At 38.1% G+C, this 12,598-nt stretch carries 9 protein-coding genes; 6 read left to right on the top strand and 3 right to left on the bottom strand.

Features of this window, described 5'->3' with window-relative positions; genetic code table 11:
- The 4 genes from QMD21_05800 to QMD21_05785 form a co-directional block, all read left to right on the top strand.
- A partial coding sequence (locus QMD21_05800) for a hypothetical protein (protein ID MDI6856278.1) occupies positions 1 to 309 on the top strand: 309 nt, incomplete at its 5' end.
- A gap of 4 nt (positions 310 to 313) precedes the next feature.
- Positions 314 to 1,252: a deoxyhypusine synthase gene (locus QMD21_05795; protein MDI6856277.1), complete on the top strand. Its 939-nt coding sequence runs from the start codon at positions 314 to 316 to the stop codon at positions 1,250 to 1,252.
- The gene (locus QMD21_05790; protein MDI6856276.1) at positions 1,234 to 1,467 is read left to right on the top strand and encodes a ferredoxin-thioredoxin reductase catalytic domain-containing protein; all 234 of its coding nucleotides are present in this window, start codon (positions 1,234 to 1,236) and stop codon (positions 1,465 to 1,467) included. The genes QMD21_05795 and QMD21_05790 overlap by 19 nt, the downstream gene beginning before the upstream one ends.
- A 2-nt stretch (positions 1,468 to 1,469) precedes the next feature.
- Positions 1,470 to 1,805, top strand: a complete 336-nt coding sequence (locus tag QMD21_05785) for a thioredoxin family protein (protein MDI6856275.1) — start codon at positions 1,470 to 1,472, stop codon at positions 1,803 to 1,805.
- A gap of 30 nt (positions 1,806 to 1,835) precedes the next feature.
- Here QMD21_05785 and QMD21_05780 read toward each other — a convergent pair whose 3' ends face one another.
- Together QMD21_05780 and hisS are read right to left on the bottom strand one after the other, a co-directional pair.
- The gene (locus tag QMD21_05780; GenBank protein MDI6856274.1) at positions 1,836 to 9,671 is read right to left on the bottom strand and encodes an STT3 domain-containing protein; all 7,836 of its coding nucleotides are present in this window, start codon (positions 9,669 to 9,671) and stop codon (positions 1,836 to 1,838) included.
- Positions 9,668 to 10,927 (bottom strand): histidine--tRNA ligase, encoded by a 1,260-nt coding sequence (hisS, locus tag QMD21_05775; protein MDI6856273.1) that lies wholly within the window; start codon positions 10,925 to 10,927, stop codon positions 9,668 to 9,670. The genes QMD21_05780 and hisS overlap by 4 nt, the downstream gene beginning before the upstream one ends.
- Positions 10,928 to 11,513: 586 nt before the next feature.
- Here hisS and QMD21_05770 point away from each other — a divergent pair.
- Together QMD21_05770 and QMD21_05765 are read left to right on the top strand one after the other, a co-directional pair.
- On the top strand, positions 11,514 to 11,669 hold the full coding sequence (locus QMD21_05770; GenBank protein ID MDI6856272.1) for a hypothetical protein: 156 nt from the start codon (positions 11,514 to 11,516) through the stop codon (positions 11,667 to 11,669).
- A gap of 61 nt (positions 11,670 to 11,730) precedes the next feature.
- Positions 11,731 to 12,087: a hypothetical protein gene (locus QMD21_05765; GenBank protein MDI6856271.1), complete on the top strand. Its 357-nt coding sequence runs from the start codon at positions 11,731 to 11,733 to the stop codon at positions 12,085 to 12,087.
- Positions 12,088 to 12,134: 47 nt separating this feature from the next.
- Here the strand turns inward: QMD21_05765 and QMD21_05760 are convergent, their stop codons facing one another.
- Positions 12,135 to 12,380: a hypothetical protein gene (locus QMD21_05760; protein MDI6856270.1), complete on the bottom strand. Its 246-nt coding sequence runs from the start codon at positions 12,378 to 12,380 to the stop codon at positions 12,135 to 12,137.
- Positions 12,381 to 12,598: the final 218 nt, after the last annotated feature.

Below are 12,598 nucleotides of genomic sequence, written 5' to 3'. Positions count from 1 at the left end.
ATGCTCGTTACTAGACTCATAGAGCTTAATTTATTACAAGAGCTTGCTAGATTTAAAAAAAATTTTACTTTACCTTTAAAACATCTGGATTTATATGCTGTAGCAAAGAATAATATTTTAATAAAGTCAAGAGCTCTCAAAGAACTTTGCCAATATTTAGCGATAGAATATAAGGCTGGAGAAAATGCTCTGGTGCTTTGGCAGCAGCGCAAGTTTGATGCATTAAAGAATCATTGCATTGAGCATGCCAGGGTTTTACACGAAATTCGTAAAAAATTTATTAACTTAAATATTTTAGAGAGGGATTAGAAAAATGAGAGAAGTAGTAGATATAAAGCTCGCCAGAAATCAAACTGTGAAAGAGCTTATAAGACAATTTGATTTGTCAGGTGGCTTTACCGCAAAAAAACTTGCTGCTGCCTGCGAAATATTGAATAAAATGCTCTTCGATAAAAAATGCTTGAAATTTTTGTCTTTCACTGCCAATATTGTTGCTACAGGCTGTAGAGGAGTAATTAGAGAGCTAGCTAAGCGAAAACTTGTAGATGCCATCATAACCACATGCGGGAGCTTAGACCACGACCTCGCAAGATGCTGGAAAAGTTATTATCAAGGCGATTTTACGATGGATGATGCACAACTGCACAGGACGAAAACTCACAGACTCGGCAATATTTTAATACCTTTTGATAGTTACGGAAAAATTCTGGAGAATAAACTTCAGACTGTCTTGAAAGAGATATGGCGAAAGCAAAAGAAACTTTCTACTAAAGAGCTTATCTGGGAATTAGGTAAAAGAATAAAAAACAAAAATTCTATAATTTACTGGTGCTATAGAAATAAAATCCCTGTGTTTATTCCAGGCATATTTGACGGCGCTTTAGGCTCGCAGCTATGGCTATTTTGGCAAGAACATAAAAATTTTGAGATCGCCTTATTTAAAGATCAGCAAGACCTCTGCGAATTGATATTTAATGCGAAACGGACTGGAGCTCTAATAATAGGAGGAGGTATTTCCAAGCATCATACTATTTGGTGGAACCAGTTTAGAAAAGGTTTAGATTACGCAATCTATATTACAACTGCAGTTGAATGGGACGGTAGTTTGAGCGGCGCTAGAACTACAGAGGCTATTTCTTGGGGTAAAATTAAAGAAAAAGCTGAGCATATTACTGTAGAAGGCGATGCTACTGTACTGCTGCCGTTGATGGCAAGCGCAATATTTGACTTAAAATGGAAAAAGAAGAATTGATTGCAAAACTAGAAAAATTTGCAGAAGAGCATGAGATTGGGTTTAGTGCGCAAAAATCGAAGTTAATAGAAGCGATACTGAAAAATAAAGGGTATTGTCCTTGCAGAAGAGTAAAAAGCCCTTCTACTATATGTCCCTGCGCTTACGCTCTTGAAGAAATTAAGCAACAAAATAAATGTTTATGCGGACTGTTTGTAAAAGTGAGGTTAAAATAAAGATGGAGCAAGATAGAGCAAAATTAGAAAGAGCTGTTAAAGAGCCTAAAATTCAGCAATTAGTTGAGAAAGGCAAAATCACAATAATTGACTTCTATACAGAATGGTGCCCGCCTTGTAAACTACTGAGTGAAGCTTTGGATAGAGTAAAAGATAAAGATGTTTCTGTGAGAAGGATAGATGTAGATAAAGAAGTAGAGTTAGCTGCTAAAATAGGCATAGATGCAGTGCCTTTCGTTGCAGTATTTGACAGAGCTCAAAAGCCTTTTATCGCATTTACTGGCTATAGAGATAAGGAAGAGTTAAGAGCTTTGATTGAAAGAGCAAGAGGAAGGTAGTCGGAATTCTAGCCACCCTACTACTGGCCACTATCTCCTTCTCCTAATTCTTCGCCAGAGAGCGAGCGCAATAATAAAAGTAGCAATACCAAGAACAAATGCAATAACACGCCAGTAAGTTATTTCCTTGCCAACTAATACTCTTATTGTAACAGCATTATTCCCTTTATCAAGTTCATTAAACGTAACATTTTCGTTTGCCGGTAATACATCAGCTCTTAAATTATACCAGCCTGAGCTCGTAGGCGTAGTCCAATTAAATGAAAAGGTAATATTTTGTTTTGCAGCTAATTCAGGTACTGTCGTAGTATTGATGAGCTCTCCATTTGCATAGAAGTTAAGCTTGAAATCTCCTTCTACTTTTGCATCTACAATTGCTAGATTTTCTACAGTGATATTTACAGTTACAGTTTCGTTAGGCGCCGGATGAGAATTAGAAAGCGCAATCTTAGTAATTGCTAAGTCAGGCAGAGAGACAATTGCAGTAACGTTTAAAGCGCTAATATTTCTCTGGCTACCATCTTCCCAATAGCTTTTACCTATAATTTTGATCGTTGCTCTCTCACCAACCGATGCGTTGAGAGGAGAGGTAACTGTCAGCTTAATTTCTTGCTCGTCATAGCCTTTTTGGAATATAACCGAGTCTTTATCTAAACTAGCATTCCAGCTCAATGGGACATCCTCTAAACTAAAATTAACAGAATCGATACCGTTGCCTTCATTAAATACTTTAATAGAATAAGTAGTGCTGTTAGTATAATTCCAGTGTATTCCTCTTTCAAATTCCTCGCATTTTATATTAAATCCGTAGAGCTGCTTTATATTTACAACAGTATCTACAGAAGCTTTCCTTGTAACATCCCTACCGGAAGTAGCTGTTATCTTTACTGTATTATTACCTGCCTTCGCTCTAGTGCCTGAAGTAACATTAACCATGAAGCTACCAACTTCACGAGGCTTTAAAGTTATATTAGAAATATTAAATTCCGCTTTCCAGCCTTCTCCCAGCTCTTCGGGAGGCTCAAAGCCAAGTACAAAAGTATCTTCTAAATTACCTGTGTTCATTATTGTGATGTTATATTGAGTTGTTTCGTTCTGCGATATAGTAGCGAGCTCAGATTCGTTCCAAGTAAGAGTTGCATTTGCAGGTATCGTGAAATTCAAATTGAATTCGAACGTTTTCGTTAAATTTATAATTTCATCACAAGTGTAGGTAACATTCATGTTGTATTCGAATGTAGTGATATTGGCTCTGAAACGGTGCTCGCCTTTAGGCAAAATTATTTGATAGCAGCCTTCAACGTCCAAAGTTATATTTTTAAGCTCGTTAATGGAAATATTTACAATTTGTGAAATATTATTTTGCGATGCCTGCTTGTAGATTCCTTCAAGATTGTAATAGTAACCTATGCCGTAAACTCTGAAGCATCTGGTCATACTGATATTGCGAAGATATTCTCCTTCAGCAGTTATATTATCAGGAGTGATTTCTAGTTTGTCGAGAGCTCCGTAGGCATCGCCCCAAGCAGTAGCATAGAACACATGAATATCATAGAGCCCAAACTGCAGGGAAGTATTATAAAAGCCTGTAGCGTTTGATTTAACTTTGAGCTCCTTGCTTATAAATTCTATTTCTACGTTTGGTATTACGAAATCGCCAGGTTCAAAAACATTATTCATATTTTCATCGTAATAAGTGAAGCCAACAAGAGTTATGTTAGTAATACTTAGATAGAGATCTTTCTCGTAATTTTGAATGCCTACATTAAATATTGTGCTGAAAAATTCAAATCCTGCCCTCTTCGCACTAATATTGTACTCACCTGGCGCTAAGTAAATAATGTAATTACCATTTTGGTCTGTTGTTGTGTTGTATGTTATATTTGAAGTTGTATTGGTAATTAAAAGCTCAATGTTTTTAATAACCTGCTCTTTGCCATCTGTATCCTTATATTTGGCAAGACCTCTTAGTTTTATTACAATTTCGCGATTAACTGAAATATTATAAAATTTATTTTGCGAAACCGCTAGCAATTCCTCACATGTATAAGTTAAATTACCATAGTCTCTCTCTTCAGTATGATTTACAATAACTTGATATTTGCCAGGTAGCAAAAGGATTGTATAATTTCCATTCTCTACACTTGCATTTCTTGTAATATTTGAAACAACGTGCAGAAATGTTAATGTAACAGACTCTTTCACTGTTTCGTTCTCAGCCCAGTAAACAGTACCGTTAACTTCCCAAGCTTTTACCAAAGTTATATTCTTTGTATAGTTATGTTTAGATACATTGAGAGAATCTAGGCAAAGATAAGTGATGTTTTGATAAGTTGCATTACCATTTTGATAGGTAATGTTTTCTAAAATGTACTCTGCAAATATACTGTAATTACGCTCCTTAAGCCAAACTTCGTAGCTAGCATTTTCGTCAACTAAAACTGTAGTGTCCCAAGTACCGTCTATAAGTTTAAATTCTAAAGTTATGTTGGGAAGCGTTCTGTTCTCGTCAGTTGTATTTAACCACACTGTACCGTTGACCTTTAATTCTTTTTCTAACGTGATATTATGATAAGTTTCGTTTGTACCGAGCTCAATATTGAACGACTCATTATAGCAGTACCTTATCAGCGCTTCGTTTTTGATACTACTGTAATTTACGGCAATGTAATAATTTCCTGGATTTAACTCGAAAGTATAATTTATAGCTTCTGCAGTTATATTAAGAGTAATATTTGTAGAAAGTGCAACATCATCGGTTGCATTCAAAAATATAGTAATATTGAGCCCTGCTACTGGCTTCTCACAAGTGATATTCAAAACGAGGCTTGCATTTTTAGGCTTTAAGAAAATGTTGTGTTCGAGAGGCTCTAATCTGTCGGTGCTCTCATTCCTGGTTTCGGTGACGTAGAGTGTACGATTGAAGAGTGTAAGATTAAAACAATCTTCTTTAAAATCAGCGTTGCTAAAATCAAGCTCTATATTATAAGTTCTATTGCCTATTAAATAAACATTGTAATTTTCTAAGTTTGTAGTCTCTAAAGTACCGTTTTCAGAGCTGAATTTGAGCACCAAATTTCTGATAGGCTTGTCTTTAGTTTCGTCAACGTCGTAGTGCACTATCCCGTAAACTTTCACTCCTTCTACAAGCTTCAAATCTCTATTTAAATAAGCTCCTGCTGAAATGCTCACGCGCTCGCAATGTACGAAAGTTGACTCATTAAATGTATGGTGAGCGATAATAGTATAGTTACCTTCGCTCAAATAAGCTTCGTAATAGCCTGTAGAATTACTCTTAATTGTAAGATTGTAGCTATCTGATGTAAAATTAACCAGTGCGCCACTCGCTCCATTACCTTCTAAAAGCACTTTGCCGTATAGTTTTGCAGCCTGCTCCAAACAGATGTCATGCATATAGTAAGACTCGTTAAAAACTACCAGTGCGTGATAAATCCATGTAACGTTTTCATCAGTATGCAGTGCACTAACTGAGTACCTACCGCACTTTAATTCAATTTCGTACGAACCATTTTCGCAGGTAACTGTTTTCTCGGCTTTGTTAGTCTCTAAATTTTTGAATCTTATAGCGGCGTAAGTAGCTGGCTTGCTTTTATTTGCAATATAAGCAGTGCCGTTAATTTTAGAGCTTGAGTATAGAGTAATAGTCTTGTTCCTTAGCTCGCCGTATAAAAGTTCGAAACTTTCTTCGCTTTTAAGGTAGCCTGGCTGATAAATAGTGATGTTGTACCTTCCTGGAAGGAGTTTGTTAACTTTAAAGCTACCATTTACAGCAGTCTCGTTATAATAAGTATTATTTGTTAAATCGCATAAACTGCAAGATGCATTTGCAATGGTATTGTTATCATAGTAAATTGTATAATTGACAGTGCATGGCTTTACTCTGAGCTCTTCAGTCTTAGATTCCCCGGGCAAGCTGAACTCCAAGCTCTTCGCAATATCAAGCTCTCTTAAAGTTGAGCTCAAATTTAAAAATACTTGGTATGTGCCTGGGGGCAGTCCTTTAAATTCGTAATAGCCGTCTTGCAAAGTTATATTGGTAAAATTCTTATCACCTTTTCTTAGAATAGCAGTACAGTTAGAAATAGCGCTTTCGTCATCATCCCAAACAGCATTTCCACTTAAACTGCACGATTTAACTGTAAAATTAAGCTCAATACTTTTCATTTCACGAGCTTCTTCGTAAGTTATTCTAAGAGTTGTAGTATTAAGCTGGGAATTGCTCGTCTGCGTTATTTTCTCGCCAAGCTCGTCAAGCTCGCCAATACTAGCTACGATTGTAACTGTATAGTTATTTTCAGGCATACCAAAAGGTGCTGTGAGTTTAAAGTAGCCCTCGCTGTCGGTCAAAACTCTATCGTGCGGTATTCCTAAATCGTCAATTACAGTAACATGTACATTTGAAACGGGTTTGTTTTCTTCTGTAACGACTCTTCCTGTAATGTTAGCGCCTTCGTAATATTTCATTATTCTAAGTCCTGGATTTATGTAAACAGCCCTGAAGTGCTTTTGCATCCAGCCGGGCATAGGGAGTAAATTATGCTGTGTTGCAAGCCAGTCTGGTCTTCCTGAAAGCTCCGGATGTATACCAGGTATTCCGAAAGTATCAATGTCCATTCCTACATCGAGACCGCTATAGCCAATGTAAGCTCTGTAAAACATTGATTTGAAGAAAGGCTCCTTGTATTTTAGCTTATACGCGAGAGCTCTTGGGGTGTATTCACGAGTGTACCTCTCTAACATCCTTTCACGCCACTCACTGAACTCTTCCGCAGTCATAAACCCGGTAGGATCTCCAACTCTATCGCCCTTTCTATCAACAACTTCACCTTGAATTAAAATTTCGAAAAACTCGTTCACATCCTGATCGCTAAGCACAGTCGGAGCGTAGTAAATACCTGTATTAGCCCAGTTGAACGGAAACATTCTCTGGTCTGCTGCAAAGTAACGAATGCTATGACCAGTAAGAGCTTCGAGCTCATGCAAAAGTTTAACTAACAACGCATCATCAAACTCAGCAAAAAACACCATTGCTGCTGCATACATAGTATTCTCGCTGTGGAGTCCTACATTGTGCTGCCTGTCTGCAATATCGTAAGTACGCTTATGGCATTTATCGAAATTGCCTAGAACTTCTGAAAGATAATAATCAGGATTTGTGATTATATTTTCTAGCTTGAGTGCGTTTTCCTCGCCTAAATATTCACTCAGAGTGGCTTTTACTTTATCGTTGAGCTTGCCTTCCCTAGTCCTTTGCGCATAAAGTATTCTTGTAATGAAGACCGCTATAGCTCTTGTCTCGTCCTGAGCTGTGATGAAATTGCCTGCTGGCGGTATGCCGTTCTGAAAATTGTCTGCAATTGTAGGATGCCTGCCATCTTGAACGCACTGGAAACCATAATCCCACCATGCAATGAATGCAGGTCTTCTTTCAATCGGCAGTTCTGTATCTTGTGTAGAAAGCCATTTCAAGCCATGGAACCAATAATCTGCAAGATAGCTCTGTCCGTGAGTGCCTAAATACTGAAGCCCCACATAAGATTCTTTCTTAAGCCACGATGGCAGCCAATCGTAGATCATTTTATCATAATATCCTTTCTTCTCGTAAGGTATTCCTGCATCAATTGCGCCCCAAGCGTTGGGAAGCATTACAGAGAACACAACGAAGAGCACGCAGGCTACATGCTTTAATTTCATACCTTTTCTTAAAGCTCTTAACTTTTCATAGCGCATTGCGTAAACGTTTTTATGCATCGTTCTAAAATCTAATTTTTTTATGATTTCGTATATCAGCCATGCAGGAAGTACCGCATAAATAGGTACAGCATTGAACATGAAGCGCACTGCAGAAAGTGTCATCCAAATAGCTGTTGCGCCCCACACGCTAATCAGCAGTTTATCTTTCTTCCAGGATTTAATGTAATGAATAATTAGAATGAAAAGAGCTACTAACGTTAAATAGAAAGTGATTATTCCGTACGCAAACACGCATCTATTCAAATCTGTAGCTTGAGCTTCGCCAATAGTGCCATAAACTTTTGTCTTTATTATATAGCCCATACCGCCCAACAGTGTAGAAGCTATTCCTGGCAAGAAATGCTGGAGCGCAAAATAGCCGACTGTGCCTACGAGAATTAGAGAAGGCAGGAATATCACCCAAGGAAGATCTCGAGTAGGTACGAACAAAATGCTCAATAGCAGAAACGCTATTAAAAAGTACCAAATCCAAGGTATAGCGCCCTGAAGAACGCCCGTTAGTGTAATTCCAAGATAGTAGGGCGCTGATATTGGTGATAGAATTGCAGGTATAATCACAGTGGTGAGCACAACTAATGATAGAGCAAGCGAATCCTCATGCCTTATATGGTTTATTACTAACTGGACTAAATAATAGATAAGCAGTATACCGAAAACATATACATAGCCTTCCCAAGTGAGCATGACTGTCAACATAGAAAATGCTGCTAACGCACTCCACCCAATAGCAGTTTTGTTATTTCTGATGCATTCTTTCAAACCCAACTTTATGTCTTTGGGCTTTCGCCAACTTGAGACCCATTTCTTTTCGTTAAGTGATTTTAAAGCTTTAACTAAAAAGAAAAACGCTACTACAATAAAGAACATGTAGAAAGGATCGTGATCGCTCAATCCGAATCCTGTGCCCTGAATGTGGTCAGGCATAATTGCAAGTAAGAGAGCAGCAATAATACCTACTTTCCTGCTGTTGAAAAGCTCTTTGCCAAGATAGTAGATTGGTATTACAGTTAGAGCGCCCCAAAGCGCCGGGGCTATAGAAAGTGCCCAAAGTGCTGAGGTATAAGAGTCGCCATTAAATAAAGGTGTGAATAGCAAACCTAGAACAGAAGAGAACCATCCGAACAGAGGAGGTCTTGGATTAGTACCTAAAGATGGATAATTTATAAGCTCGTCATAAGTTAGATGGCTTTTTTTAGCTACTATATTCTCTACAATCCTGCCGTAATAATAAGGGTCTGTACCCACCCATGAAAAACCTCTTCCTGTAGCAGGCTCGAAATTAAAATAAGTCCTTAGAAAGAAGGCGCTCAAAACTAGAAATATCATTACTCCTACAACAAAATAATTTTCTTTAAGCCAATGCAGCTCAGGCTTGTGCAAGAGCAGAATTGAGAATATCAGTAGAGGGCTGGAGTAAAGAACTAATACAAAAAACCCTACAGACCATACATTCCTAGGAAGTAAAAGTTCGTGCAGCGCTAAAACCAATCCAAAAAGCGCTATAATGGCAATGCTGAGAGCTTGGGCTGGGTTGGTAGCAAGCCTCTCTGGAGCAAAGCAACCCCAATGGATTAGATAGAAAATTGTAGTTAGTACTATTACTGTATAGAAAAACCAGCTGAGCGCTTCATTGGTACTATACCGCGCACCTACAACTGAGCTTACAAATGCGCCAAGCGTTAATAGCATCAAAGGCTTTCTGTCGTAAACTCCGAACAAGCCGAACGCTATCAATAAAGTTGCAAGTCCTAACAAAAAATATTGGTATATTCCATAACTTCCTATACCGCCTAAAAGCTCATTTAAAGATAGTGACAAAGGAGGCAGTGCAAGCGCTAGAGCAACGCCTGCAAACAGCATGCAAGTGAATAATCTATCTGAAATTTTAGCTCTTAATTTAAATACAGAAACAGTTACCAAAAACAACCCAATACTTAATAAAGCGAATGCATAGTTTTCGTAGCCGTGAGCTGCAATTAGTTTATGCAAAGGCATAAAAATTGCTGCTAAGATAATACCTAATAGAAGTAAAACTGAAAAGTCAAGTTTAGCTATTTTTTTGCTAGCGCCCAAGATGCTTGCGCTCTTCATTTCGCTCCTTTCAAATATTCTACAACCTTATTAACGTTTACTTTCTCTTGCATTCCTGTAGCCATATCTCTTATAATCACAGAATTTTGCGCTAACTCGTTCTCGCCAAGCAATATAACTTTAGAAGCTTTAATCGAATCTGCGTAAGTTAAATTTTTAGCTAGACTTCTACCAATAGTATCAATATCGCAACTGAAATTGCTTTTTCGTAGCTTAGTAGCGAGTTCAAAAGCTTTTCTCTTCACCTCGTTACCATCTACAGGAACAACATAGATTTCAACGTGCTCCTCAGGCAATTTTACACCTTGCAATTCAAGTGCTAGCATTACTCTATCAAAGCCTATTGCAAAGCCTGTAGTAGCTATTTTCTCACCGCCTAAAACTTCTACAAGCCTATAAGTACCTCCCCCGCAGAGCTGCTTTTCAGCCCCTAAGTCCTTGCAGTCTATTTCAAATACCATTCCCGTATAGTAAGCCAAGCCTCTGGCTATGCTCAAATCAATATTATAGTTATTTTCAGTTACTCCGAAGGCTGGTAGTATATCAAGCAGCGCTTTGAGCTCAGCTAAAGAATTCTTGATTCTTACATTTCTAAGTAATTGCTGATTTTCGAAAATTGCAGAGCCTTGAGTCAGTACTCTTATAAGCTCCTCGTAACCTTCCACTTCTTCACGCAAATAATCAAATTCCTTTTTATCGACCAAACTTAGAACTGAGGGCTGTCTTGAAACAGGTATTTTATAAATTTGGAGTATAGCTTTTAAAGCGCCCAAATGACCTATTCTGAGAATGTAGTTTTTAACTCCTGCTGCTTCAAGGAGTTCTTTAGCAAGTGCAATAACCTCAGCTTCACTTTCTCTACCGCCACCGATGTACTCAGCACCAAAATGCCAAAACTCTCTATATCTAGCTCTTTGAGGCTCTTCGTAACGATAGCAGCTACCGAAATAAAATAATTTTAGAGGTTTTGGTAGAGCTTGTAGCTCTTGGATATAAAATCGCATTACAGGCGCGGTAAGCTCGGGTCTGAGCGCGAGCTTCCTGCCTGACTTGTCTTTGAACGTGTACATCTGCTTGACTATTGCTTCGCCACTCTTCTTTACAAAAATATCTGCATGCTCGAAAATAGGAGTGGATATTTCACTATACCCGAAATTTTTGCATACTTCGCGCATTTTTTGCTCTATATACCTGCGCTCGAGCGTCTCTTTAGGCAGAAAATCCCTCGTGCCCTTAACACGTTGTAGTAGAGCCATTATTGTAGTGTAAAGAACAAGTACCTAAAAGAAATTTTCGGTTGCTACGCCTTTCCTCATCTCGTTTATAAAATCAAACCTCCACTACAAATTAACAAGAGAGAGCCTATTACAGGGAAGAAATAACTTAACAGAAAGAAAAGGAAGAAAAGCTCCATTCCGGACATTATACATAGACCAATCGGAAAGTAAGTAAAAAAACAAAGGAAGGGTGCCTAGCTTTGCTAGAGGGGATGGGATGAGACTCTAACACCTAGGTGGGACCCTTCCGATAAATTATATTGTAGTAATTGGTATTTATAGTTTTCTTGGCTTCCTGCGCTAGACGAGAAGAGTTTTACTACTTTTTTCTTTCTTCTTACTGCTGTTCTAAATAGTTCCCCGTGCATTATCCAAACTAAAAGCTAAAAGAGATGCACGAGGGGGAAGAGCATGAAATTACTGATTGATTCCTTCGCGCTAACAGAGTTTTTTAAAGGCGGCATTCTTGGAGAGGGGGCTAAAAAGTATATTGAGAGAAGCGAGGAGGTAATTACTTGAAATCTTTGAAAACACACTACCGAATAATTGATATTGATGAGGGACTGTGGCGAAGGCGGTTGAATTAAAGAAAGAATTTAAACTCCCAGCAACGGACTGTTTAATCTACGCAGCAGCTAAAATTAACAACGCAAAATTGCTATCCGGCTGCCCGCATTTCAAGAAATTATCAAAACAAAAAGATGTGATCATTCTCGAATAACTGGAGATGTGTATTCAGTAGTTCCGAAGGTGTTTTTCCGAGTATAAATTAAATATTTTGTATGCCGTACGAGACCATATGGGATGGGATCCACATGATCTCTCCGACATACAATAAGAAAATAGGTAAAGAAGTTAAAAAAGCTATCCAAAGCTACATATACGGCAATTTTCCGGCAACTGAGAACTACAACGCCAAGTACACCAGTCATGAGTTGCTAGATGTGATTATATACTCAGTAGCGAACGAATACTTTATAGAAGAAGGCTCTGAGCTGCTCAGGATGAGCAGAAAGAAAGTAGCGGATGGAGATACAATATTTTACAGAATCAAGCTTGCTATTTCTGGCAGTAAAAGCACCCTTTTGACCTACTCTAAGATGTGCCCACATTTCTTTTACCCAATTAAATTTTCCTAAGAAGAAAAACGGAATACATCTTTATCATTGCTAGGTCTGGAAAATCTCTACGCCATTTCTCTCCCTTCGTAAAAAGAGTCATACAAAGAAAAAATCTCGGGGTAACGCTCTAGATCCAGCCAGCTTACAAATTCTGCTGCAGTTACTAATTTCCCAGTTGCTGGATCTACAAATCCTCCTGAGAGCCTTTTCAGCTCTTCTACAAACCCTTTTTCTAGCTCACCATACCACTTGATCTCCTCTCCCCGACAGGTTTTTAATCTCCTAATTATATCTTCATTGTCGGGAATCAATTCCCATCACCAGGAGAGGTATCTATTTAGGAAAAGAAAACCTAATGGATATCAACCCCCTACCTTTGGAAAAATTAGTTACGCTTTTATACGAGAAAGCTCAATCTGTTTGACCCTCCAAAAACTCTAAAATCTTCTAAAGATATTCTAAATTAATGGATTTATTAGAATATCGTGCAAAAGAGGTTTTCTCTAAATATAGCATTCCTGTGCCCAAA

It is taken from the genome of Candidatus Thermoplasmatota archaeon, assembly GCA_030018475.1.
Classification (GTDB): domain Archaea; phylum Thermoplasmatota; class JASEFT01; order JASEFT01; family JASEFT01; genus JASEFT01.
The sequence above is the reverse complement of the archived record's forward strand: the minus strand, read 5'-3'. Positions and strand labels throughout refer to the sequence as shown.